Origin of the sequence: Streptomyces piniterrae (assembly GCF_005048155.1) — a bacterium.
GTDB lineage: Bacteria > Actinomycetota > Actinomycetes > Streptomycetales > Streptomycetaceae > Streptomyces > Streptomyces piniterrae.
This window is the reverse complement of the sequence record NZ_SUMB01000003.1, coordinates 347,139-370,858: the sequence shown is the minus strand read 5'-3', so window position 1 is coordinate 370,858 and position 23,720 is coordinate 347,139. Positions and strand designations below refer to the sequence as shown.

The following is a 23,720-nucleotide window of genomic DNA, read 5'->3' as shown; positions in this document are numbered from 1 at the left end:
GCCAGAGCGCCGTAATCAGAGCGGAGCCATGGCGTAGGAGCAGGAGCCATGGCCTACGACCCGCGCAAGCCATGGCCTACGACCGCGGGAGCTACGGCGTACGGCGCTGCTGCGGCGCCGCGGCGAGGCGGAAGCGCAGCCGGCAGATGACCGCGTCCGTGTCGCGGCGGACCGCGTGGGCGACGACCGCGCCGCGCTGGTTCTGGAGCAGCCGCTGCCAGAGGTGGGCGGGTTCCGCCTCCGGGATCAGGACGGTGACGCGGGTGGCGGGGAGCGGCCCGGGGCGGTCGGCGGCCTGGTGGGCGGTCAGGTCCCGGATGTACGCGGCTATCGGCGGCCCTATGGAGCGCGTGGTGGCGGGCAGTTCGAGCAGCTCCACGCCCGGGTTCCACAGTTCCCAGTCCCGGCGCAGCGCCTCGGTGGCGTGGCGGTCCTCAGGGGCGTCGTAGGTGACGGTGACCGCGATGACCTCATCGCCCAGGGACACCGCCGCGCCCAGCGCCTCGCAGGTCAGCTGGGAGAGATGGGAGACGGGGACGACGACGAGGGAGTGGGCGCGGCGCGGCGGCTCGGGGACCCGGCCCAGGCCCAGGCACGCGCCGATCCGGGCGTAGGCGCGGTGCACGGCCTCGAAGGCGAGGACGAGGAGCGGCAGGGCGATGATGATCAGCCAGGCGCCCTCGGTGAACTTCGTGGCCGTCACGACGAGCGCCGAGACGCCGGTGAGCAGGGCGCCGAAGCCGTTCAGCAGCGTCTTGCCGCGCCATCCCGGGGAGCGTTCGGCGCGCCAGTGGCGGACCATGCCGACCTGGCAGATGGTGAAGCCGACGAAGACCCCGATGGCGAACAGCGGTACGAGGGTGTTGACGTCGCCGCCGGAGAAGACGAGGAGTGCCGCGGCGACCGCGGCCAGGGCCAGCACGCCGTGCCGGTGGACCTGGCGGTCCGCCTTCAGGGCGAAGACGTGCGGCAGGTAGTTGTCACGGGCGAGCAGGCTCATCAGGACGGGCAGGCCGCCGAAGGAGGTGTTGGCGGCGAGGGCCAGCAGGACCACGGTGGCGAACTGGACGACGTAGAAGGCCCAGTTGTGGCCGAGTGCGGCGTCCGCGAGCTGGGCGAGGACGGTGACGCCCTCGACCGGCTGGAGGTGGAAGCGTCCGATGAGGACGGAGAGGCCGATGAGCATGATGCCGAGGAGCGCCCCCAGTGCGACTTCGGTTCGCTGCGCGCGCTTGGCGGCGGGGGCGCGGAAGGTCGGCACCGCGTTGGCCACCGCCTCGACACCGGTCAGTGCCGAGCAGCCGGACGCGAACGCCTTGAGGAGCAGCAGGGCGCCGACGCCGGTGGCGTTCTGGGCGAGGACGGAGGCGTGCCCGTCGGCGGTGACGGTGGAGGCCGGCCCGTCCCGGAACAGGCCGACGACGATCAGGGCCAGGATCGCGCCGACGAAGAGGGCGGTGGGGACGATGAACGCCTTCGCGGAGTCGACGATGCCGCGCAGGTTGACCGCGGTGACGAGGACCAGCACCGCCAGGCAGATCCCCAGGCGGTCGCCGTAGAGGGACGGGAAGGCGCTGGTCAGGGCCGCCACGCCGGCCGTCACGGAGACCGCGACGTTGAGGACGTAGTCGAGGACGAGGGAGGCGGCGGCCACCAGGGCGGTGCGCCGGCCGAGATGGGTCTTGGCCACCGCGTAGGAGCCGCCGCCGTTGGGGAAGGCGGCGATCACCTGGCGGTAGGACGCGACCAGTACGGCGAGCAGCGCGGCGATGGCGAGGGTGACGGGGAGGGTGAAGCCGAGCCCGTGGGCGCCCGCGGCGGCCAGGACCAGCACGATCGCCTCCGGCCCGTACGCCACGGAGGCCATTGCGTCGAGGGAGAGGGCGGCCAGGCCCTGGAGCGCGGTGAGGCGGTGGCGGTCGTCGGGCTCCGGGGCCGCGCCGGGGCTCTCGGGGGCGCCCGGCCGGGTCGCCTCGGCACCGGCCTGCGGGGCGGCCGGATCCGGGCCGCCGTTCCCTGGGCCCGCAGCGTCGGGCCTGTGGGCGGATCGGGACACCATCGACATCGTTCGTCGTACCTCCGTGCGGCACCGTGTGGGGCGGGGCCCGTCCGGTGGATCAGGCCCAGGCCAGCGTGCGGGCGCGCGGACCGTCGGCTTCCGGCCTTGGCGGCTCCTTGGCGGGCGGGGCGGTGTTCTTCACGGGTTCTTGACGGGGGTGGTGACGGGCCGCACACCGGCACCGGGGCGGCGCGGCCGGTTCCCGCCTGTGGCGTGGCGGTTTTTCGGCGCAGGTGTCAAGGGCACGTCAGCGGTACGTCAAGGTTCCCGGGGGCGGTGTCAGCACCGTGTAAACGCCCGCGGCGCCCCGGCCGCGCCGCTCTAGCGTCGCTTATATGGGACGGCGACGAGGCCTGGGGCCCGGATTCACGACGGACGACGGGGATGACGGGGACGGCGCGAAGGGCGCGGAGGGCGGGGTTGGTGCGGGAGCGGCGGGCGGGACAAGGAATGGGCGCGCGGCGGACATCCGGGCGGCGGTTCCCCCACCGCCTGTGCGTGTCGGCGGGATGGCTCACGACCGGACCTGGGCGGCCGAGTTGCGCGCCGCCCTCTGGTACACGGGCGGACTGCTCGTCGTCATGCTGCTGGTCGACCTCGCCAACCGGACGCTCGTCCCGTGGCGTCTTCTCTGCTGGACGGCCGTCGCGCTGGTGCTCTTCGCGGTCCTCTGCCCGCCACGGGTGACGGCCGGCGAGCACTGGCTGGCCTCGCGCGGTCTGCTGCGCACCCGCCGGGTCCGTACGGATCTGCTGATCCTCGTCCGCCGCGGCGACGGGATGGCCCCGCGCCTGGTCCTCCGCGACGCCGTGGGCGGCCGCGTCGAACTCGACCCCAAGGTCCTCACCGCGAACCCGCTGCTGTGGCACCACCTCGACCGGGGCGTACGCCGCTCCCGGAGCCGCGGCCTGCTGCGCTGCGGCGCGGCCCCGCTCCAGGCGCTGGCCGACCGCATCGATCACGACGGGGCACGGGCGGTGTTCGAGGCGTCGGGGCTGGAAGCGGGGGAGTAGCCGTCGCCGCGGGCCGCCCGGGAAGCGGAGCGCCCCTGCCCATGTGTCCGTGGCCGCCAACTGCCCCTTCGCTGCCGTGCGTTGCCCGGCCCGTGTTGCGCTGCCTGCCCCGTCCCGCGCTACCTGCTCCGTCCCGCCCGACCTGACCCATCTCGCGTCAGCCACTCCTGTCGCGTTACCCGGCCGGTGTCGGGTAACCGCCCTGTGCCGCGGCGAACGCCCGCAGATCGCGGTAGCGCACCAGGCGGACGCCGCAGAAGTCGTCGGGCCCCTCGTCGGCCGAGTCGAAGACCGCGGCGAGTATCCAGATCGCGATGAAGAGGTAGCCGCCCAGCCAACGGCGGAACAGCCGGGTCACCCGGGGGCGGGCGCCGGTCTTTTCGTAGATCACTCGGGTGCGCAGGGCGAATTTGCCGATGCTCGCCCCGGCGATGCGGGCCAGGACGACATGGTTGAGGAAGGAGAACCCGAAGCAGGCGCCGGCCCAGGCGGATATCTCCTCGAAGAAGAGCCGGCCGGGGCCGTGGAAGAGGCGGAAGGCGAGGAAGGCGGCGCCCAGAGCCAGCACGCCGTCGACGAAGACCGCCCCGATCCGGCGCGCGTCGGCCGCCTCGGGTATGCGCATGGCGGCCGTCGCGCCCTGCGGAGCCGGCTGCTGCTGATACGGGGCGGGAGGCTGCTGATACGGGTGCCCCTGCTGCTGGGCGTACTGCTGTTGTCCGTACTGCTGCTGGGGCGGCGGAGCCTGCTGATACGCCGGCTGTTGATGCGGACCGTGTTGATGCGGACCGTGCTGTTGCGGGCTCTGCTGATAAGGATTCTGCTGATAAGGATTCTGCGGTTGCTGGCCCTGTGGCTGCCCGTACTGCTGGTTCTGCTGCTGAGGCGGCTGCTGCGGGAAGGATCGGTCGTACATGGTTACGGATCTTTCCATGGCCGATATGGATCGCTCCATGGCGCATACCAGGAGCGTCGGCCGCATACCAGGAGCGTCGGGCGCCGCCTCAGGGCGTGGCGGGCAGCGAGAAGTCGTAGCGGACCTCGGTCAGTTGCTCCGAGGCCGTCCACAGCCGTTCGGAGAGGGCGTCGTTCTTCGTCCAGGGCGCGCGGAAGCATGAGGCCGGGGCGCCGCGCAGGCCGTTGCGCGGGCCGATGAAGGTGTCCGGCCTCATGTGCGGGGCGGTGGCCGCGCAGAGGGTGCCCAGCGCGCCGCCCTCCGGGGACTGGCCGAGCAGGCGGTTGCCGAGCTCCATGACCCTTTCGGCGGACCGGCGGCCCTCCATCCGGGCGCCTGTGGTCTGCAGGTTGGTGGCGGCGTAGCCGGGGTGCGAGGCGACCGCGACGATCTGTGAGCCGGCCGCCGCGAGCCGCCGCGACAGCTCGTGGACGAAGAGCAGATTGGCGCTCTTCGACCGGCCGTAGACCATCCAACGCCCGTATTTGCGCACGCTGTTGAGATCTTCGAGATCGATGTCGGCGATGGCGTGCAACATGCTGGAGACGGTGACGACCCGCGCCCCGGGGGTGGCCAGGAGTTTGGGCAGCAGCAGCCCGGTCAGCGCGAAGTGGCCGAGGTGGTTGGTGCCGAACTGCATCTCGAAGCCGTCGGTGGTGGTGCGGTACGGCAGCGCCATCACGCCCGCGTTGTTGATGAGCAGGTCGAGGCGGTCGCCGTCGAAGTCGTCGAGGGCGGCGGCGAAGTCCCGTACGGACGACAGATCGGCCAGATCCAGCTGCCGGAACTCCGCCTCGGCGGTGGGGACTTCGGAACGCAGCCGGTCCAGGGCGGCGGCGCCGCGCGCCTCGTTGCGGCAGGCGAGCAGCACACGGGCGCCGCGCCGCGCGAGTTCGCGCGCGGTGACGTAGCCGATGCCGCTGTTGGCGCCCGTGACGACCGCCGAGCGGCCGGTCTGGTCGGGGATGTGGCTGGTGTTCCACCGGGTCACGCCTGCACTCCTCCGTGGGGGGATCTCAGGGTATCCCCGCGGGCGCGGCCGGCCGCGATCAGTCGGCGCCCGTCCCCTGTCCTTCCGCCAGCCGCTTGATGGCCGCGAGGCGCCCGTCCCACTCGGCCGCGATCCGGTCCATCCACCGGGCGGCGACCCCGAGTCGCTCGGGTACGACCCGGTAGCGCGCCTCGCGTCCCTCCCGGTGGCCGGCGACGAGGCCCGCCCGGTCGAGAACCCCCAGGTGTTTGACGATCGCCTGCCGGCTGACCGGCAGTTCCGCGGCCAGGACGGTGGCGGTCGCCTCGCCGTGCGCGGCGAGGGCGTCGAGTATCCGGCGACGGGTCGGGTCCGCCAGCGCGGAGAGCACCTCCGTCACGCTGTCCGCGCCGGCCTCCGCCCCCGCCCCCGAGCCTGTGTCCGCCGTCATGCCGCCAGTCGCTCCGCGTACCGCTGGATGTTCTCCACCTGGCCGGACCAGCCCGCCGCATGGCTTTCGTACGACGCGGACGTCATCCGGTCCTCGGGGATGACGATGTCGGCGAAGCCGGTCTCCACGACGCGCAGTCGGGTGCCGTCGCCCTCCGGGGTGAGGGTGAACTCGACGAGGGTGGAGTTGCCCTCGACGGCCACCTCGCCCGGATAGGCGCTGGCCCACCGGTACGAGAAGTAGTGCGGCGGGTCCACCTTCACGATCGTGGTCGGGAACTGGCCGTACTCGCCGTGGTCGAGCCGCATGATGCCGCCGGGCCGCAGGTCGACCGGGGTCGGTTCGCCCTGCCCGAACCACGAGCCGACATGCTCCGGTTCGGTGAGCACCGCCCAGACCCGTTCCACGGGGGCGGCGATGCTGATCTCCCGTTCGACGCGGTTCCGGTCGGCGTCGCCCGGCGCGCCTGCGCTGCTGTTGGTGCTCATGGTGGTCCTCCCGCCGTTCGGCTCTTCGTCCGGCACTTCCGTACGTGCTACCCAATGGTTGCACGTAGCGGCGGGAGGTGCAACCCATGGGTTGCGCGTCGGGGGTCCGTCAGTGCGGGGTCAGCCTTCCTCGCCCCGCACCCGCACCTGATACGCCCGTACCGACACCGACGGATCGTCCAGGCACTCCCCGGTCGCCAGGTCGAAACGCTGCTTGAGCAGCGGAGACGCCACGAACGGGCGGTTGGCGGAGGAGCCCGTCAGACCGCGGGAGAGAACGTAGGCGCCGGTGAACGGATCACGGTTGGCGATCGCGTAGGCCCGTCCGGCCCGGTCGACGAACAGGGCCACCTGCTCGCCGTCCGGGAGCAGGGCGGCCACGCCGCGCCCCGGGATGAGGTCCTCCCGCGCGCAGACCGCGAACCAGCCCTGCGGCCCGAAGATCTCGACGGTGGCGGTGGCGTCCTGGGCGTCCGCCCCCGGGGTCCGGGAGCCGACTGCGGCATCAGGGGTCAGTGCGGTGGTCATCAGACGGAGGTCCCTTCCAGGGTGCGAACGGGCAGGGTCGGGCCGGCCAGCAGCGTCAGGTCCGGCTTGACCTGGTCGCGCTCCGGCACGAACCGGACCGACGGGTCCGGGGCGTCCGGCGCGTTGACGAAGGAGACGAAGCGGGACAGCCGCTCGGGGTCGTTGAGCGTCTCGGCCCACTCGTCGCGGTAGTGGTGGACGTGGTCGGCCATCAGGGCCTCCAGTTCGTCGCACAGCCCCAGCGAGTCATGGACGACGACGTCGCGTACGTGATCGAGGCCGCCATCGATCCGCTCCAGCCAGGCGGAGGTGCGCTCCAGCCGGTCGGCGGTGCGGATGTAGAACATCAGGAACCGGTCGATGAGGCGGATGAGTTCCTCGTCGTCCAGGTCCTGGGCGAGCAGATCGGCGTGCCGCGGGTCCGCGCCGCCGTTGCCGCCGACGTACAGGTTCCAGCCGTTGGACGTGGCGATCACACCGAAGTCCTTGCCGCGCGCCTCCGCGCATTCGCGGGCGCAGCCGGAGACCGCGGACTTGAGCTTGTGCGGGGACCTGAGCCCCCGGTAGCGCAGCTCCAGATCGATGGCCATCCGGACCGAGTCCTGCACGCCGTATCTGCACCAGGTCTGCCCGACGCAGGACTTCACGGTGCGCAGCGCCTTGCCGTACGCGTGCCCCGACTCGAAGCCGGCGTCCACCAGCCGGGCCCAGACCTGCGGGAGCTGGTCGACCCGGGCGCCGAACAGGTCGATCCGCTGCCCTCCGGTGATCTTGGTGTAGAGGCCGAAGTCGCGGGCCACCTCGCCGATGACGATCAGCTTCTCCGGGGTGATCTCACCGCCGGGGATGCGCGGCACGATCGAGTACGAGCCGTTCTTCTGGAGGTTGGCCAGGAAGTGGTCGTTGGTGTCCTGGAGGGCGGCCTGCTCACCGTCGAGGACATAGCCGTCGGCGCCGAGGGTGGGCGCGAGCGAGGCGATGATCGAGCCCACGGTCGGCTTGCAGACCTCGCAGCCGTCGCCGTCCCTGGCCTCCGGCCGGCCGTGCGAGTCCAGCAGCTCGGCGAACGTCGTCAGCCGCAGCGTACGGACGATCTCGTAGAGCTCGGCGCGGGTGTGCGGGAAGCAGCCGCACAGCCCCTTGTCGACGCTGACCCCGCTGGCCTCCAACTCGTCGTTGACCAGGCTGGTCAGCGCCTTCACACAGGAGCCGCAGCCGGTACCGGCCTTGGTGCACTTCTTGACCTCGGGCACGGTGCCGCAGGAGTGCTCGGTGACCGCGGAACGGATCGCGCCCTTGGTGACGTTGTGACAGTTGCAGATCACCGCGTCGTCCGGCAGCGCGGACGGGCCGAGCGCGGCCGGCGCGCCCGCCCCGGCGGGGAGCACCAGCTGCTCCGGCGCCAGCGGCGGCACACTGCCGGTCAGCGGGCGCAGCATGCCGTACGCCTCCGCGTCGCCGACCAGCACACCGCCCAGCAGCTCGCCCTCCGCGCCGATGACCAGCTTCTTGTAGACGCCGCTGCGGGAGTCCGAGTAGACGACGTCGAGGCAGCCCTCGGTGGTGCCGTGCGCATCGCCGAAGGACGCGACGTCCACACCGAGCAGCTTGAGCTTGGTGGAGAGATCGGCACCGGTGAAGCTGCCGTCCTGCCCGGCGAGGGCGTCGGCGGCGACCCGCGCCATGTCGTAGCCCGGTGCGACCAGGCCGTAGACCCGGCCGTCGCTGGCCAGCGCGCATTCGCCGATCGCGTAGACGGCGGGGTCGCTGGTGCGGCACTGCTCGTCGATGGTGATACCGCCGCGCTCGCCGACCGTCAGACCGCAGTCCCGGGCGAGCTGGTCGCGCGGGCGGACACCGGCGGAGAAGATGACCAGGTCGGTGTCGATCCGCGAACCGTCGGAGAGTTCCATGGCGGTGACGGTGCCGCCGTCGCCCGCGACGATCTCCTTGCCGCCGACGCCGGTGTGCACCTCCAGGCCCATCTCCTCGACGGTGCGGCGCAGCGCGCTGCCGCCGCCCTCGTCGACCTGGAGGGCCATCAGCCGCGGGTTGAACTCCACGATGTGCGTCGTCAGGCCGAGCCCCTTGAGCGCGCCGGCCGCCTCCAGGCCGAGCAGTCCGCCGCCGACGACCACACCGGTGCCGGAGTTCTTGGCGTACTCCTCGATGTCGAGCAGGTCCTCGATGGTGCGGTAGACGAAGCAGCCCGTGCTGTCCTTGCCCGGTACCGGCGGCACGAACGGGTACGAGCCGGTGGCCAGCACCAGGCTGTCGTAACGGACCGTCAGGCCGGAGCGCGCGGTCACCGTGCGGGTGTCGCGGTCGATCGCGGTGGCCGGGTCGCCCAGGTGGAGCTCGATGCCGTGCCGCTCCATGAAGCCGGCCTCGGTGAGGCTCAGGTCCTCGGGGGTGCGGCCGGCGAAGTACGACGTCAGCTGGACGCGGTCGTAGGCCGGGCGGGGCTCCTCGCAGAGCACGACCACCCGTGCGCGCTCGGTGACGCCACGGTCGGCGAGCTCCTCCAGGAAGCGCTGGCCGACCATGCCGTGTCCTACGAGCACGATGGTGGGGCGGGCGGGCGTGGTGTTCGGGGTGGCGGCTGCGGCCATGATCAGAAGCCTCCATCGGTGGTGAGCAGGTGGAGCAGCGGTGCTGCGGGGAGCGGCTCGTCGCCCTCCCAGGTGCGGGCGAGCGCGCCGACGGTGCCGAGATCGCCGAGGAGGATGCCGCCGACCAGCCGGTCTCCGCGCACGACGACCTTGCGATAGGACGTCCGGGTGGCGTCGGAGAGGCGGACGACGTCGTCGCCGGGAAGTGGGGTGGTCTCGCCGAAAGCGGCGAGGTCGAAGGGGAAGGAAGGGCTGGTAGGGCTGGTGGGGCTGGTGGGGTCGCCGGATCCGGCGGACCCGTCCGACCCCGTGGGGGGTGTGGTCGCGGGGGCCTCCTGGGAGGCCAGGGTGAGCCGGGTCAGGGCCCGGGTGCCGGTGTACGGGGCGGTGCCGGACGGCGCGGGCGCGGCCGGTCCGGACGGCGCTCCTGCCAGGACGTGCGGCAGCACGCGGGCGACCGCGTCGGCCTGTTCCTGGGCGGCGCCCGCCAGGCCGTAGACCGTGCCGTTGTGCTCGGCGCAGTCGCCGATGGCGAAGATGCGCGGGTCGCTGGTGCGCAGGGTGTCGTCCACCCGGATACCGCGGCCGACGTCCAGACCGGCGGCCTCGGCGAGCCCGATGCGGGGCCGGACACCGCAGGCCAGGACCACCAGCTCCGCGTCGAGACGGAAGCCGTCGGCGAGCTCCACGGCGCGTACGGCGCGGGGGGCGGGGGAGTCGGGGCCGGCGGGGGACTGCTGCGCCGGCGCCGCCTGCTGCGGGCCGGTTTCGATGCCCCGGACGCGGCACTCGGTGTGCACCTCGATGCCGAGGGCGGCCATGTGCCTGCCGAGCAGCGCCGCGGCGTCCGCATCGAGGTGGCGCTCCATGAGGTGCTCGCCCTGGTGGGCGAGGACGACCTGGGCGCCGCGCCCGGCCAGCGCACGGGCCGCGGAGACACCGAGCAGCCCGCCGCCGATCACCACGACCGGCGCGCCGGGCCGGACCGCGGCGGCCAGCGCCTGACAGTCGTCCATGGTGCGGAAGGGGTGCACACCGTCCGGGAGATCGCCGCGGCCGGGCGTGAAGAGACCACGCAGCGGCGGCAGCACCGGGTTGGCGCCGGTGGCCAGCACCAGGATGTCGTACGGGACGTCCTGACCGTCGTCGCACAGCACCCGCCGCGCGTCCCGGTCGATCCGTACGGCCCGCACGCCGCTCAGCCGGCGCACACCGCTGCCGGGCGACGGCAGCGCGATGACCTCCGGCGCGTAGCGGCCCGCGAGGACCTCGGCGAGCAGGACGCGGTTGTACGGCGGGTGCGGCTCCTCGCCGATGACGGTGACGGTGACCGCGGCATCCACGGCGCCGCCGGCGCCGGCCGAGGTGGCGGGCGCCGCGGTCAGCTGGCGGGCGAGCCGGGCACCGGCCATCCCGCCGCCGATCACCACCACTCGCGTTGTCGAAGTCATGCCCGTCAGCCTGCGGCCCGGCTGTTACCCGCCCGCATCCCCACTGTTTCCCGCGCGGAACGCTGCGCTCAGCGAGGGGGTGGGCGTGGTGTGAGGGTGGCCGGGGTGAGGACTGGTAAGTCACTGGCTGAGTACTGGTGAGTACTGGCCGTGCACCGGCCGGGTACTGGTCAGTGCTGGCTGGGCGGTGGTGAGTACCGGTCGGGCAGTGGTGAGTACCGGCTGTGTACTGGTAAGCCGTGTGCTGGTGGGGCTGCGTGCTGGTGGGGCTGCGCGCTCGTCGGGCTGGGTGTTCGTCGGGCTGCGTGCGTGTGAGTACGTGTACTCAGGTGCCCGGGGGGCCGGAGCGGCCACCATAGGGCCATGAGCATGAGCAGGAGAACGGACAGGGCACGCACGATACCCACCGTGGCCGCCGCTGTCCTGGCCGCAGCGGTACCCGTGGCCACTTGGGGTCTGCTGGGGCGGCACGACCACCAGGGCGTGCCGCCGTCCGAGCTGGACCACGCCGTCGAGCCGTTGGACATCCCAGCCGGCCTGGAGGCCGCGATCGGTGTGGTCGCGCTGCTGCTCGTGGGCGCCTGCACGGCACTGCTGGTCCGTGCCTCGCGCCGCGGGACCTTCGATCGTCGCTGGTGGCAGGTCCTGGGGCCGCTGCTCGTGGCCGGCCTGGTGATCGGCTCCGGGTGGCGGGTACTGACCGCCGGGGTGGTCGGCGCGAACATCGGAGCCGGCCTGGTGATCATGATCGGCGGCCCGGTGGTGGCCGGGCTGCTGCTGTGGGCGGCGGGCCGGGGGCTGTGGCTGGCGCGGCGTTCCGACCCCTCGGACAAGCCGTAGCGGCCGGCCCCCGTCGGTTACGCTGCGGGCGCGGTGGCCGGACGCGGCCTATGGGGGCACGACCTGATGGGCGCACGGCCTACGGGGGCACGGCCCAACGGGCGCACGGCCCAACGGGCGCACGGTCTACGGGCGCAGCTTACGGAGCAGGTCCAGGGGGAGCGGGGATGCTGGCAGAGGCATTGACGGCGCTGGCCACGGCCGGCGGTACCGCGGTGGTGCAGGCCGCGAGCACGGAGGAGTGGACGACTTTCCGCCGGCGGCTGGCCGGTTGGTTCGGACGTGGGGACACCGAGCGTGAACGCGCCGAGCTGGCGCGCCTGGAGCAGACCGCGGCGGCTCTGGAGGCGGCCGGTCCGGACGAGGCCGAGCGGGTGCGGATCCGTCAGGAAGCCGGCTGGGAAGCCCGGTTCGCCACGCTGCTGGAGAGCCTGGAGGACGGCGAGCGGGAGCGGGTCGCCGCCGAACTGCGCGCGCTGCTGGAGGAACACCAACGCGACATGGCGGCGGGCGGGGTTTCGGCCGGGGCGGGGGGACTGGCCGTCGGCGGGAACGTGGAGATCCGCGCCGAGGGCGGTTCGATCGCCGCCGGAGTGATCAACGGAGGCGCGCAGATCGGCCCCCGTCCGTCGCCGGATCCGTCCCAGGGCTGAACGGACCGGCTGCCACCAGCCCACCGCCGAACGCACCCCAGCACGCGGCACCCCGCTACGCGGCACCTCCGTATACGGCACTTCCGTATACGAACGGCCTGCCGCCGGGCGCATCGCCGGGCCAGGTGCCGGGCGCATCGCCGGGCCAGGTGCCGGGCGTGACGCCGGGCATGGTGGCAGCGGGTGCGATGCCGGGCATGGTGAGTGCCCAGGCCACCGGCCACGGTCTCGCCGTCGGCCATGTCGGCTACGGCGGCACCGTCGCGTACTACGCCGCCCCACGAGCCACGGTGTCCTGGCCGCATCAGATCGGTGTGATCCCGCGCCGTGCGCAGTGCTTCCAGAACCGCGACGAGGCCGAGCACATACGGGCGGCGTTCAGCGGCACAGACGGTGGTGAGGGTGGTGACGGTGGCAGCGCGGTGCGTTGCCAGGTGCTGGCCGGTACCGGTGGTGTCGGCAAGACCCAGCTGGCAGCCGGCTATGCCCGTCGTGCGAGCGTCCCCCGCCACCTGCCCGCTCACCCCCGCACCCGATCGCCCACTCTCTCGCTCACCCGCCAACCCTCGCCGGGCACAAGCGTCGCGGCTGGGTGTCGGTGTGCAGCTTTGCGTCGACGCAGCCGGGCGGGAGGCCCTGGTGTGCCTTGTTGCCGAAGTTGGCGGTGACGGTCAGCGTGCCGTCGCCGAAGACCGTGCGCTGGACGGTGCGATCGCCGGTCAGCCACCGGAAGGACGTCATCCGCTCGGTGCCGGAGGCCCGGTGCAGCGGTGCGAAGTACCTTTGCAGCGCGGCGAGTTCGGGCCCGTTCTTCGTCAGCGTCGGACCGTCGAGAACGAAGTTGAGCGGGGTGTTGTAGAGCATCGCGAGCAGCGCCCGAGTGGTCTTCTGGGCCGGCAGCTTGTCGTAGGACAGCTCCCAGCGCTCGGCGTTGACCAGTGAGCTGTGCAGCGCGGTCTCGTACAGCGGCACGCGGTACTTGGGGTCGTACATGGCCGTGGCCAGCTCGGCGGGCAGCCGCACCGGCTTGAAGAACGCCTTCGGGGCGTTCTGCGGGTAGTAGCCGCCCCACGTCGGCCTGTCGCGCTCCAGCTTCCACAGGCCGTCGGCGACCGGGGTGCCCGCCCCGTGGTCGAACGCCAGCACCTGGTTCGCCCAGGGCTGGGCGGTCTCCGAGCCGAGGACGAGGCCCTTCGCCAGCCGCCGCATCCGGGCGAGCCGGCTCTCGCGGTCGCCCGCCTTGGTCATCTGATGACCGGCACCGTGGTCGCGGAACAGCTCACCGGTCGCGTCGACGTCGAGGAAGTAGCTGTCCGCGCCGTTGGCGACCATCGAGCGGGTGCGGTCGGCCAGATAGTGCTTCGTCGGCTCGGCCTTCTCGAAGGCGCGCGAGCTGAGATAGCAGCCGCGCCCGCCGAACCCGGTCTGCGCGGTGCCGTCCGCCTTCCGTACGCAGAAGTCGGGGTAGACGCGGCCGGGCCAGGCGGAGGTGGGGCTGTCCGCGGTCCGGGGGTCCTGGCCGTTGGCGAACGAGTCGTACGGGCCGACGAGATAGCCCGCCTGCTGGGCGGCCCGCACCCCGGGGGCGTCCATCGCGCCGGGGCCGGAGTCGTAACCGAGCCACATCCGGTCCACACCGAGCCGCTTCAGCCGGCCGACACCGGACGCGGTCCGCGCCTCGCCCCAGAGGTAGGCGTGGAAGGCGCCGAGCAGCTTGCCGTTGGCCGGGTTCTTCTCGATCTTCCTGCGCAGACTGCCGAGTTGGCCGGTCTGGGCGAGGTAGGAGCGGTAGTCGGCGGCGGGGGCGACCGGATTGCCGTCGGTGAGGGAGAAGGACACGGAGTACGTACGGGTGCCCTCGCCGGCGTCGAAGGCGTGCGCGGCCGTGGCGCGCAGCCGGCCTCCGGCGGACGCGAAGCGCAGGGAGGTGCCGAGGTCGGTGGGGGTGAGATAGCTGACGCCGTGCCCGCGCCCGGTCGCTCCACCGCCGCCCAGGGAGTAGCCCCACAGCGGCAGGGACAGTTCTGCTCCCACATCGACCTTGCTGCCGGCCAGCCCGCCCTTCTCCGAGTTCCAGAAGGCGTCCCGCACGGGGATGTCCAGGCCCTCGCCGCGCGGGAGCTGGACGGCGGAGGCAGCGGGATCGGTGCCGGTCACCGGCCAGGCGAGGGAGCCGTCGCGGTCGGACCGCAGCGTGATCCGCAGCCGTCCGTCGTCCGAACGGGCCGTCACACTCAGCCCCTTGGCGGGATAGTTCCAGCGCACCCCGGCGGCCGTCCTGGTCACCGGCCCCGGCTCGCCGAGCTGACCGGCCGCAGGGTCGGACAGCACCAGCTTCTTACCGTCACCGGTGCGCGCGGTCACCGCGAGCGAGCCGGTGTCGACGACGGCCGTGCCACCCGTGACGGGCAGTTCGAGTCGGCGCCCCTCGACGGTTCCGGCGGACGCGCTGTCGCATCCGGTGATGCCGAGGGCGGTGGCGCCGAGCGCGAGGGAGGCGGCCAGCACCCGGGTGCCGCGGCGGCGGCGCATGTTGGTGGATTCCATGGGGATGTGGATACGGGCCGCACCTAAGAACGTTCTAAGAACGCTTCCTGAGAGGACGTTCTGAGGAGGCGTTTGAGGAGGTGTTCTGAGGGGGCGTTCTGGAGAGGGGCCGAGGAGGCGTTGAGGCGTTCTGGAGAGGGCGGCGGCTGCGCCAGGACCCCCGCCTTTCCGCCAAGTTTCTTAACCTGCGGTCAGCCGTTCCTCAAGGGCGCCTTAAGGACCCGGAATTACGGCCTGACCTGGTGTTTCCATCCGCCGCGCGGCCGTAGTTTCGACGCCGTGACCTTCCAGGCCGACACCCGCACCCACCCCCTCTACGCGCGGCTCTCCCCACAATCCGTGCCACCCGCCCCCAGTCGCCCGCCGCGCACCCCGCCCGGTCCGCCGCCCCCGCTGCGGACCTCGCCGCGCGCCCTGCTGTCCGGGCTGGCCGGCGGCGCGGTGCCGGTCGTCGGACTCTGGCTGGTGCAGGCCGAGCCGTCCGTCCGGCTCGACGCGGTGTTCGCCACCGCGGCCCACCTCGGCGGCCTGCTGGCCGGCTACGGGATCCTGGTGATGCTGCTGCTGATGGCCCGGGTGCCGGCCATCGAGCACGGTGTCGGCGCCGACCTGCTGGCCCGCTGGCACGCGCGCGGCGGCCGCTGCGTCCTCTCCCTGTGCCTCGCCCACACCGTCCTCGCGCTCTGCGCCTATGCCGCCCACACCGGCATCGATCTGCTCAGTGCCGCCATCGACTTGATGGGCTACCCGGGCCTGGTCGCGGCCACCGCCGGTCTCGCGCTGCTGGCCGGCGTCGGCGTCACCTCCGCCCGCGCGGTCCGCCGCCGGGTCCGCCACGAGACCTGGCGCGCCGTCCACCTGCTCACCTACAGCGGCGCCGGCCTCGCCTTCGCCCACCAGCTCGCCGGCCCCGACCTGGTCGGCGGCCCGCTCGCGGCCTGGCTGTGGACGATGCTGCACACCACCGTCGGCGTCCTGCTGGTCTGGTACCGCCTGGTGGTCCCGGTACGCCAGGCGCTGCGCCACAGCCTGCGGGTCATCGAGGTCCGCTCCGAGAGTCCGGACGTGGTCTCGGTCGTCATGCAGGGCCTCGCCCTGGACGCGCTGCGGGCCGAGCCGGGGCAGTTCTTCCGCTGGCGGTTCCTGGATCGGCGGCTGTGGCGTACGTCGCTGCCCTTCTCGCTCTCCGCGCCGGTACGGGGCGACACCCTGCGGATCACCGTCAAGGCGTGCGGCGACCACACCCGCCGCATCCGCCGGCTGCGTCCCGGCGTACGGGTCCTGGCCACCGGTCCGTTCGGGGCGCTCACCGCACACCGGCGCACCCGCCGCAAGGTGCTGCTGCTCGCCGGCGGTGTCGGCATCACCCCGATGCGCACCCTCTTCGAGACCCTGCCGGGCGACCCCGGCGACCTCACGCTCCTCTACCGGGCGGGCAGCGCCGACCAGTTGGTGCTGCGCCAGGAACTGGAAGCCATCGCCGGCGAGCGCGGCGCTGCCCTGCACTTCCTCCTCGGCCCGTCCGACGGCCCGTTCGACCCGCTGGCCCCCCGCGCCCTGCGGAACCTCGTCCCCGACCTGCACGAGCACGATGTGTATCTGTGCGGCCCGCCCGGCATGTCCAGGGCGGCGGTCACCGCGCTGGCACGGGCCGGTGTCCCGTCGAGCCGGATCCACACCGAGCAATTCACCTTCTGACGCGGGCGGTTGGGCTCGCCCACCGGGCGGCCCAGGCCCCCGGCCGTGCCACCCCCACACGCCAATCCCCGCCCCGGCCATGGTCCCGGCCCGTCCCACCGCACCCCATGCCGGACCCACGCCAGGCCACCCCCGCCCCACCCCGCCGACTCTTCGAGGACCGCCGCCCATGGCCAGACACCGCAAACCGCACGCCGTACCGGCCGTCACCCTGCGGGCCCGCCGTCAGCTCGGGGCCTGCCTGGCGGGCGCGAGCGCGCTCACCGCCACCCTGCTGTCCCTGACCGTCACCCCGGCCGCCCCACCCGCACCGGACCGCGCCCCGGCCGGCCACACCCTCCCCGACCCGCAGGCGGCACCGTAGGACCGCCCGGTACGGCACGTACGGGAGGCGGCCGCCTTTCCACCGACCGGAAAGAGCGTTTCAGCCTCCAGGAATTCGGGAGCCCGGACCTCCCGCTCCTTCATAAGATCACCCGGTGCCCGCTGACATAGATCTCTTCACCCTGACCCTGCTCTGCCTGGCCGCGCTCGCGGCGGGCTGGATCGACGCGGTGGTGGGCGGCGGCGGTCTCCTGCTGCTTCCCGCCCTGCTGGTCGGACTGCCGCACACACCCCCCGCCTACGTCCTGGGCACCAACAAGTCCACCGCCATCGTCGGCACCACCGCGGCCGCCGTCACCTACGTCCGCAAGGCCCCCGTCGATCTGCGGACCGCGCTGCGCATCGGACTCGCCGCGCTCGCCGGATCGCTGGCCGGGGCGTTCTTCGCGGCCGGTATCGACAGCGAGGTGCTGCGCCCGCTGATCATGGCGGTACTCGTCGCGGTGCTCGCCTTCGTCCTCTTCCGGCCCGCCTTCGGGACCGCCCCCGCGCCGTCGGGCCCGGTGACCCGGCGGCGGGTACTGGCGGCGATCCTCGTCGCGGGCCTGGGCATCGGCTTCTACGACGGACTGATCGGCCCGGGGACCGGCGCCTTCCTCATCATCGCGCTCGCCGCCGTCCTGCACATGGATCTGGTCACGTCCTCCGCCACCGCGAAGATCATCAACGTCTGCACCAACGTCGGCGCCCTGACGATGTTCGCGATCCAGGGCACCGTGCTGTGGCAACTCGGCGCGCTGCTCGCCCTGTTCAACCTCGTCGGCGGCACGGTCGGCGCCAAGATGGCCCTCAAACGCGGCGTCGGCTTCGTTCGAGGCGTACTTGTCGTCGTGGTCGTCTCCCTCCTGTGCAAGCTGGCCTACGACCAGTGGCTGGCGGTCTGACCGGAGGGCGGTCCGGCCGGAGGAAGGCCTGGTCGGGGGCGGTAGGCGCGGAGGCCGAGGGAGCGGCCGTGGGCTCAGCCCCGGGCCGCCGCAGGGGCCGCGGCGCCGCGGGCCCGGTGCGGCACCTCCGTGACGGCCGTCAGCAGCACCGCCGAGTCCTCGAGGGCCAGCAGCCCGTGCCGCTCGTGGGGAAGCGCGGTGACCTGACCGACGGTCAGCTCCTCGTGTCCGCCGCCGGTCAGCCGGACCCGCCCCCGCAGCACCTGGAGGCTCGCCGCCGGGGGCGCGTTGTGCTCGTCCAGTGCGGAGCCCGCGGTCAGCGCGATCACCGTCTGCCGCAGCGGTCCGTCGTGCAGAAAGAGATGGGCGCTGCGGCCGTGCGCGGAGGCCCTGGCGTCGTCGATCTGGTTACGGGTGAGGGTGTTCAGGTTGTCCATGGCGCGGGCCTTTCGGTGCGGACCTTCGGCGGGGCTCGTCCTCACCTCCCACCGTGCTCCCCTCCATCCTTGCCGGTGCCGAGGCGGGCGCAACCGGGGCGTTCGGGTACGGGACGGGGCGGATCCGGAGGAACGGGGGCGTCCGGGTGCATGCCCCCATCAGGGCAGGCCCGTCGCTACCGGGATGATCATCTCATCCGTACGATGCGACGCGATGCGATCAGAACCGATCGACCGTACGACGTCCCGAGTCAGTCCCTTGTCCCTCCTGCCCCTCGCCCCGTCTCCGTCTCTGTCCCCGTCCCTGTCCCCGTCCTCGAAGGGTGCACCACCGTGGCCGATCTGACCGCCCTGAACGAACCGCCCGAACCGTCCGGGCAACCGGACGGGCCCGGGGAGCCGGCCCGTTTTCTGACCGTCATGACGACCACCGACGACGAGCAGAAGGCCGAGCGGCTGGCACGCGGTGCGGTCGAGGCCAGGCTCGCGGCGTGTGCGCAGGTCAGTGCGCCGGTGACCTCGGTGTTCCGCTGGCAGGACGCCATCGAGACCAGCCGGGAGTGGCAGGTGCTGTTCAAAACGGCGGCGGCGCGTTACGAGGCGCTGGCGGCCTACCTCCTCGAAGCCCACGACTACGACACCCCCGAGATCATCGCCACCCCGATCACCCGCGGCGGCGCCGGATATCTGTCCTGGGTCGCAGAGGAGACGAGCTGACGTGTCCGACGTACATCACGCATCCGACGCGCCCGGTCCGCGGAAGAAGTCCGGTGGGAAGCGGCGGGCCCGCTCCCGGCGCCCCTGGCGGAGGACGACGGCCGCCGCACTCGGCCTGACGGTATGCCTCGGCACGGCCTCCGTGAGCGTCGCGTCCGGCTCCGACCCCGACGCCAAGCCCACGGCCCCCACGAGCTCCAGGAGTTCCCAGAGTCCCAAGGGCTCCGCCGGCCGGACCAAGCCCACCATCGAAGCCAACCTCATCAACCCCGGCGACGACTGGACCAGCAGCGACGCGGCCGACTACTGGACACCCCAGCGGATGGCCGCCGCCGCCCCGCCCGCCGACGCTCCACCCGCCGACGCCCCGCCCGCGGACGGCACCGCCGAGCCCGATGGCGTCACCGCCAGGTCCGCACCCGCCGCCAAGCCCGCCAAGGCCCAACCCGCCCGCAGGGCACGCCACTTCGACGGCATCCCGACCGTCGGCGTGCTGTTCTCCGTCGACGGGGACGCCAAGGCCCACCACTGCACCGCCAGCGTCGTGAACAGCCCGCGCCGCAATCTGATCCTCACCGCCGGGCACTGCGAGCCGGGCGCGAACGCCGCCTTCGTCCCGCAGTACCGGTCGGGCGCGGACACCCAGCCGTACGGGGTGTGGGCGATCAGCAAGACCTTCGCGTACCCCGGCCGCGGCACCACCGGCTCCGCCTCGGACCTCGACTTCGCCTTCGCCACCGTCGAGCCGGACGAGCTCGGCCGTGAGATCGAGGAGGTCACCGGCGGGAACACCCTCTCCGCCACGCCCGGCTACACCAACAAGGTCACCGTCACCGGCTACCCCAGCGTCCGCAACGACCCGAAGGACCGGGCCGTGAGCTGCGACACCCGCACCAGCCGGCTGGCCGGAACCCGTCAACTGCGCATGGAATGCGGGGGGTTCTACGGCGGGACCTCGGGCAGCCCCTGGCTGGCCGGCTTCGACAAGGCGACCGGGACCGGCCGGGTCATCGGCCTCATCGGCGGTCTCAACGGCGGAGGCCCGAAGGGCCCGGACAGCGACCGGATCTCCTACAGCCCGTACTTCGGGACGTCGATCTTCACCCTCTACGCCCGCGCGACATCCGGGTAACCCCGGGACGGACCGGTGGGGGCGGGGGCGCTACCGCAGCGCCTCCGCCACTCCCTTCTCGTGCGGCCCCAGGAAGTGCGGATCGGGCCGCAGCAACGCGTCCGCGGCCGCCTTGCCCGCCGCGAAGATCTCCCGCACGCCGCCGTACGCCCAGGTCACATCGTGCCGGGCGGCGACCCCGACGCCGAACGACCGGACACCGGCCGCCTCGCACAGCGCCACCGCGCGCCGGATGTGAAAGCCCTGGCTGACCAGCACCGCCCGGTCCACACCGAAGATCCGGTGCGCACGGCTGCAGGAGTCCCAGGTATCGAAGCCCGCATAGTCGCCGACGATCTTCCGGGCCGGGACGCCGTGCCGCAGCAGATAGCCGCGCATCGCGTCCGGCTCGTCGTAGTCGTGCCTGCTGTTGTCGCCGGTGACCAGGATCGCGCGGACCTTGCCCCGTTCGTACAACTCGGCGGCCGCGTCCAGCCGGTGCGCCAGATACGGCGACGGCTCGCCGTTCCACAGGCCCGCGCCGAAGACGACGGCGACCGGCGCGGCGGGCGCGTCCGCGACCGTACCGACACGCGGGCCCGCCGTCGCGTTCATCCAGGTCGCGGGGGCCAGCCCGAACACCGTCAGCACCACGACGACCTGGTAGGCGCGGCGCCACCCCCGACGGGTCCGCGGCAGCCGTATCCGCCGCACCAGCCCCAGAACCCGCCCCGGCCCTCGCATCCGTACCCCCACCCGTTCGCGTACTCGCACTCTTCCGCGCACTCGCACTCGTGATCGATCTCGCCAGCTGCGACGCCGACCGGACTGGCATGGTTGCAGTGGGACGACAACGTCACCCCACGGCCACGTCAGGAGAGGACCCGCCGCGCATGATCACCGAGCCCGAGCGCCTGCCGTTCTTCGTCTACGGAACGCTGCGCCCCGGCGAGGCCAACCACGCCCGTACCCTGCGCGGCAGGACCGCGGCGGAGGAACCGGCCAGGATCACCGGCGCGCTCCTCTACGACGGCCCCGGATACCCCTACGCGATCGCCGGGCCCCCGGAGGCGGTGGTGCACGGCGACCTCGTCCGGCCCCGCGACGCCGACTACGACGAGGTGCGCCGGGTGCTGGACCTGCTGGAGGGCTACGCCCCCGGCGACCCGCACAACCTCTACGAACGGGTGGCCACCGAGGCCGTGTGCCCGGACGGCAGGACCGTACGGGCCTGGGTCTACCTGGCGGCCGAGCCGCTCGCCGCCCGGCTGCGGGCCACCGGCACCCGCATCGAGGGCGGCGACTGGCTCAGGGGCAGCGGCTAACCTGGACGATCACCCCACCCCATGCCGAGGGCCCGTGAGCGAGCCCTCCCCGTACCGCAGAACAGGTGTCACCCGCGTGCCTTCCGCCCCCTCCGAGTCGTCCGCCGCCGCCTCCGCCGCCAAGCCCCCGCTGCCCAAGGCGGAGTTGCACCTCCACATCGAAGGCACCCTGGAACCCGGGCTGGCGTTCGCCCTCGCCGAGCGCAACGGCGTCCAACTGCCCTACGCCACCGAGGAAGACCTGCGGCGCGCCTACTCCTTCGCCGATCTCCAGTCCTTCCTGAACCTCTACTACGCGCTGATGGCCGTGCTGCGCACCGAGGACGACTTCGCCGACCTCGCCGACGCCTATCTCGCGCGCGCCAAGGAACAGGGCGTCCGGCACGCCGAGATCTTCTTCGACCCGCAGGCGCACACCGCGCGCGGCGTCCCGATCGGCACGGTCATCGGCGGCCTGGCCCGCGCGCTCGACCGCGCCCAGGAGAACTACGGCATCAGCACCCGCCTGATCATGTGCTTCCTGCGCGACGAGAGCGCCGAATCGGCCCGGGCGACCTTCGAGGCGGCCCGCCCGTACCTCGACCGGATCACCGCCGTCGGCCTGGACTCGGCCGAGGTCGGGCACCCGCCGTCGAAGTTCCGGGAGGTCTACGCGCTGGCGCGGGCGGCCGGGCTCAAGTGCGTGGCGCACGCGGGGGAGGAGGGCCCGCCCGCGTACGTCTGGGAGGCGCTGGACGTCCTCGGTGTGGACCGGATCGACCACGGGGTGCGGTCCATGGAGGACGAGGCGCTGGTGGCCCGGCTGGTGGCGGACCAGGTCCCGCTCACCGTCTGCCCCCTGTCGAACGTCCGCCTCCGGGTCATCGACGACCTCGCCGACCACCCGCTGCCCGCGATGCTCGACGCCGGGCTGCTGGTCACCGTCAACTCCGACGACCCCGCCTACTTCGGCGGCTACGCGGACGACAACTTCACGGCCGTACGGGACGCCCTGGGCCTCGACGAGGCCGCCCTCCGCACCCTCGCCCGCAACTCCTTCCGCGCCGCGTTCCTCGACGAGGCGACCCGCGCCGCGTACTTGAAGGAACTCGACGCGTACTGAGGGGGCTGGAGGCGTACTGAGGGGGCTCGGCGCGTGCCGTCCTGGGAACACCTCACGGGAATACCGCCTGGACGCCGCCGCGTTGTGGCCTGCAAGGGGCGCTCGCGACCCTTAAGGGTTCGCACCGCCCAACCCCTAAGGGACGCCCGCCCCCACCCCCACCCCCCCGCCCGCCCCACGCACACACGGAAACTCTGCGGGCGGGGCGGCTGAAGCCTGACCAGGGCGGCCCCGCCCTGGCCTACGTCGCGGGAGGAGCGCCGTCCGCCGCCGCGTTCGTCATGTAGGCGGTGAAGAACTGGAATCCCTTCATCTCGAAGCGCCTGTCCCCGGTGAGCCCGGCGTGCTTGAGGCACCACCCCTGCGCTTCGTCGGCGGACGCCGTATCGACGCAGCGTTCCCCGCAGTCCAGGCATTCACCGACGAACCGCGCATCTGAATCGGCCGACAGTGTCCACTCGGCGAACCGGTATCGCGCCCTCATGCCATCCCCTCCTGATGCTCGGGGGCGTCGGTGCCCGTTGCCTGCACGGCATCGATGCACGCGGTGAGACCGCTCAGCATCTCCGCCAGCTCCTCCTCGCTCAGGTCATCCATCCACGCGGTACGGGCCTTGAGGTCCTCCCGCATCCGGTCAAGCTGCCGATACAGCTCCCGGTACCTGACATGCCGACACCAGAACTCCTCGGCCCAGTCACACAGCCGCGACCACGCACCCGCGCTCATGACCGCACCGCTTTCAGGATGCGGGCTGGCCTCGCGGCCGTGCGGATGCCGACGGGACCGAAATTGATCCGGATGTCTCCCTCGGCGGTGTCGCCGAGCCTCGGCTCCGGGAACGTCATCTCCGCATCCGTCAGGGCGAGTTGGGGATCACGGTAGGCGTCTGCTGCCGCCTGAACAGCCGTGCGCGTCTCGGTCGTCATCGGTCCTCCCGCTTCGGGTGCGGGTGGCGGCCCATCTCAATGTTGCAGTCGATCACTGTCGACATGTCTCCGATGCCGTGCGCCGCCGCACGCTGTCCGGCCAGGGCCGCGCACACATCGCACCCGGGTACCGGATCGGGCTCGGGTACCGGAACCGGGTCCTTGAGTTGGACGGTGCGGCAGATGTGGGTCATCAGCCCATCACCTCCACACCGTGAATCCAGCGCGGCCCGGCATCGACCCCGTACGCTGCGAGCCACAGTGCCCGCCGCCGTCCGCGCTGCAACCGCCGTTCCTGCCGCTCCTCGGGCGTGACGACGTACGGGCGGATCAGGGCAGTGTCCTCGCCCCGCAGCAGCCCAGGCTCACGTGCGGGCATGCGGGGAAGCACGAGCGGCTGCGCGTCCACGCACCGTGTGGCGGGCAGTGCGCCGGCGGACCGGTGACGCCCCCGCGCGGGCAGTAGCAGCCGCAACAGCAGTTCGAAGATCCAGGCGCTATGTTTGCGCATGTCGTCAACCTCCCTGGGGTTGGTGGCCACGCCCCCGGACGTTCGCCGCGTCGCGGGG

General features: G+C 72.7%; 26 protein-coding genes. 10 read left to right on the top strand and 16 right to left on the bottom strand.

Translation table 11 applies throughout. The features are described 5' to 3' along the window. Positions 1–91: 91 nt before the first annotated feature. A complete protein-coding gene (locus FCH28_RS10415; RefSeq protein ID WP_136739531.1) occupies positions 92–2,065 on the bottom strand; it encodes an APC family permease in 1,974 nt (657 codons plus the stop codon). 503 nt (positions 2,066–2,568) lie between these two features. Between FCH28_RS10415 and FCH28_RS10410 the strand changes: the two genes are divergently transcribed. Then, positions 2,569–3,072, top strand: coding sequence for a hypothetical protein (locus FCH28_RS10410; RefSeq protein WP_136739530.1), 504 nt, complete (start codon positions 2,569–2,571; stop codon positions 3,070–3,072). A gap of 175 nt (positions 3,073–3,247) precedes the next feature. Here the strand turns inward: FCH28_RS10410 and FCH28_RS10405 are convergent, their stop codons facing one another. The 7 genes from FCH28_RS10405 to FCH28_RS10375 all read right to left on the bottom strand — a co-directional run bounded on the left by FCH28_RS10405 (position 3,248) and on the right by FCH28_RS10375 (position 10,527). Next, entirely contained in the window at positions 3,248–3,988 is a 741-nt protein-coding gene (locus FCH28_RS10405) for an RDD family protein (protein ID WP_136739529.1), read from the bottom strand. A gap of 88 nt (positions 3,989–4,076) precedes the next feature. After that, a complete protein-coding gene (locus FCH28_RS10400) occupies positions 4,077–5,018 on the bottom strand; it encodes an oxidoreductase (RefSeq protein WP_136739528.1) in 942 nt (313 codons plus the stop codon). Between the two features lie 58 nt (positions 5,019–5,076). Then, complete coding sequence (locus tag FCH28_RS10395; protein ID WP_187363802.1) at positions 5,077–5,448, bottom strand: ArsR/SmtB family transcription factor; 372 nt, start codon at positions 5,446–5,448, stop codon at positions 5,077–5,079. Then, the gene (locus FCH28_RS10390; RefSeq protein ID WP_136739527.1) at positions 5,445–5,936 is read right to left on the bottom strand and encodes an SRPBCC family protein; all 492 of its coding nucleotides are present in this window, start codon (positions 5,934–5,936) and stop codon (positions 5,445–5,447) included. The genes FCH28_RS10395 and FCH28_RS10390 overlap by 4 nt, the downstream gene beginning before the upstream one ends. Before the next feature lie 120 nt (positions 5,937–6,056). Next, complete coding sequence (nirD, locus tag FCH28_RS10385; RefSeq protein WP_136739526.1) at positions 6,057–6,464, bottom strand: nitrite reductase small subunit NirD; 408 nt, start codon at positions 6,462–6,464, stop codon at positions 6,057–6,059. Continuing rightward, on the bottom strand, positions 6,464–9,076 hold the full coding sequence (gene nirB / locus FCH28_RS10380) for a nitrite reductase large subunit NirB (protein ID WP_136739525.1): 2,613 nt from the start codon (positions 9,074–9,076) through the stop codon (positions 6,464–6,466). Before nirB ends, nirD begins: the two co-directional genes overlap by 1 nt. Positions 9,077–9,078: 2 nt before the next feature. Further along, the gene (locus FCH28_RS10375; protein ID WP_136739524.1) at positions 9,079–10,527 is read right to left on the bottom strand and encodes an NAD(P)/FAD-dependent oxidoreductase; all 1,449 of its coding nucleotides are present in this window, start codon (positions 10,525–10,527) and stop codon (positions 9,079–9,081) included. Between the two features lie 408 nt (positions 10,528–10,935). Here FCH28_RS10375 and FCH28_RS10370 point away from each other — a divergent pair, with 408 nt between their 5' ends. After that, on the top strand, positions 10,936–11,367 hold the full coding sequence (locus tag FCH28_RS10370; RefSeq protein ID WP_136739523.1) for a hypothetical protein: 432 nt from the start codon (positions 10,936–10,938) through the stop codon (positions 11,365–11,367). Positions 11,368–11,534: 167 nt separating this feature from the next. Beyond that, positions 11,535–12,020 (top strand): hypothetical protein, encoded by a 486-nt coding sequence (locus FCH28_RS10365; RefSeq protein ID WP_136739522.1) that lies wholly within the window; start codon positions 11,535–11,537, stop codon positions 12,018–12,020. A 552-nt stretch (positions 12,021–12,572) separates the two neighbouring features. Here FCH28_RS10365 and FCH28_RS10360 read toward each other — a convergent pair. Continuing rightward, the gene (locus FCH28_RS10360; RefSeq protein WP_246102642.1) at positions 12,573–14,567 is read right to left on the bottom strand and encodes a glycoside hydrolase; all 1,995 of its coding nucleotides are present in this window, start codon (positions 14,565–14,567) and stop codon (positions 12,573–12,575) included. A 279-nt stretch (positions 14,568–14,846) separates the two neighbouring features. On the opposite strand from FCH28_RS10360, the gene FCH28_RS10355 reads away from it, so the two are divergent. The 3 genes from FCH28_RS10355 to FCH28_RS10345 all read left to right on the top strand — a co-directional run bounded on the left by FCH28_RS10355 (position 14,847) and on the right by FCH28_RS10345 (position 17,533). Continuing rightward, complete coding sequence (locus FCH28_RS10355; RefSeq protein ID WP_342781599.1) at positions 14,847–16,265, top strand: ferredoxin reductase family protein; 1,419 nt, start codon at positions 14,847–14,849, stop codon at positions 16,263–16,265. Between the two features lie 169 nt (positions 16,266–16,434). Further along, positions 16,435–16,629, top strand: coding sequence for a hypothetical protein (locus FCH28_RS10350; RefSeq protein WP_136739521.1), 195 nt, complete (start codon positions 16,435–16,437; stop codon positions 16,627–16,629). Positions 16,630–16,744: 115 nt separating this feature from the next. Next, positions 16,745–17,533 carry a sulfite exporter TauE/SafE family protein gene (locus FCH28_RS10345; protein WP_136739520.1) on the top strand — a complete coding sequence of 263 codons (789 nt, stop codon included), beginning with the start codon at positions 16,745–16,747 and terminating at the stop codon, positions 17,531–17,533. A 74-nt stretch (positions 17,534–17,607) separates the two neighbouring features. On the opposite strand, the gene FCH28_RS10340 is transcribed toward FCH28_RS10345, so the two are convergent. Next, entirely contained in the window at positions 17,608–17,970 is a 363-nt protein-coding gene (locus FCH28_RS10340; RefSeq protein WP_136739519.1) for a cupin domain-containing protein, read from the bottom strand. Between the two features lie 333 nt (positions 17,971–18,303). Here FCH28_RS10340 and cutA point away from each other — a divergent pair, with 333 nt between their 5' ends. Together cutA and FCH28_RS10330 are read left to right on the top strand one after the other, a co-directional pair. Then, the gene (gene cutA / locus FCH28_RS10335) at positions 18,304–18,687 is read left to right on the top strand and encodes a divalent-cation tolerance protein CutA (protein WP_246102640.1); all 384 of its coding nucleotides are present in this window, start codon (positions 18,304–18,306) and stop codon (positions 18,685–18,687) included. A 1-nt stretch (position 18,688) separates the two neighbouring features. Then, the gene (locus FCH28_RS10330; protein WP_136739518.1) at positions 18,689–19,819 is read left to right on the top strand and encodes a trypsin-like serine peptidase; all 1,131 of its coding nucleotides are present in this window, start codon (positions 18,689–18,691) and stop codon (positions 19,817–19,819) included. 30 nt (positions 19,820–19,849) lie between these two features. Here FCH28_RS10330 and FCH28_RS10325 read toward each other — a convergent pair whose 3' ends face one another. Continuing rightward, positions 19,850–20,542: a SanA/YdcF family protein gene (locus FCH28_RS10325; protein ID WP_136739517.1), complete on the bottom strand. Its 693-nt coding sequence runs from the start codon at positions 20,540–20,542 to the stop codon at positions 19,850–19,852. A gap of 149 nt (positions 20,543–20,691) precedes the next feature. Between FCH28_RS10325 and FCH28_RS10320 the strand changes: the two genes are divergently transcribed. Together FCH28_RS10320 and FCH28_RS10315 are read left to right on the top strand one after the other, a co-directional pair. Continuing rightward, positions 20,692–21,123 (top strand): gamma-glutamylcyclotransferase family protein, encoded by a 432-nt coding sequence (locus FCH28_RS10320; protein WP_136739516.1) that lies wholly within the window; start codon positions 20,692–20,694, stop codon positions 21,121–21,123. A gap of 76 nt (positions 21,124–21,199) precedes the next feature. After that, the gene (locus tag FCH28_RS10315; protein ID WP_246102639.1) at positions 21,200–22,225 is read left to right on the top strand and encodes an adenosine deaminase; all 1,026 of its coding nucleotides are present in this window, start codon (positions 21,200–21,202) and stop codon (positions 22,223–22,225) included. A 241-nt stretch (positions 22,226–22,466) separates the two neighbouring features. Here FCH28_RS10315 and FCH28_RS10310 read toward each other — a convergent pair whose 3' ends face one another. The 5 genes from FCH28_RS10310 to FCH28_RS38035 are packed head-to-tail and all read right to left on the bottom strand — an operon-like array spanning position 22,467 to position 23,662. Further along, entirely contained in the window at positions 22,467–22,709 is a 243-nt protein-coding gene (locus FCH28_RS10310; protein WP_136739515.1) for a DUF7848 domain-containing protein, read from the bottom strand. Continuing rightward, positions 22,706–22,951 (bottom strand): hypothetical protein, encoded by a 246-nt coding sequence (locus FCH28_RS10305; protein WP_136739514.1) that lies wholly within the window; start codon positions 22,949–22,951, stop codon positions 22,706–22,708. Before FCH28_RS10305 ends, FCH28_RS10310 begins: the two co-directional genes overlap by 4 nt. Then, complete coding sequence (locus FCH28_RS10300; RefSeq protein WP_136739513.1) at positions 22,948–23,151, bottom strand: hypothetical protein; 204 nt, start codon at positions 23,149–23,151, stop codon at positions 22,948–22,950. Before FCH28_RS10300 ends, FCH28_RS10305 begins: the two co-directional genes overlap by 4 nt. Further along, entirely contained in the window at positions 23,148–23,345 is a 198-nt protein-coding gene (locus FCH28_RS10295; RefSeq protein ID WP_136739512.1) for a hypothetical protein, read from the bottom strand. Before FCH28_RS10295 ends, FCH28_RS10300 begins: the two co-directional genes overlap by 4 nt. Beyond that, positions 23,345–23,662, bottom strand: a complete 318-nt coding sequence (locus FCH28_RS38035; RefSeq protein WP_246102637.1) for a hypothetical protein — start codon at positions 23,660–23,662, stop codon at positions 23,345–23,347. Before FCH28_RS38035 ends, FCH28_RS10295 begins: the two co-directional genes overlap by 1 nt. Positions 23,663–23,720 lie beyond the last annotated feature (58 nt).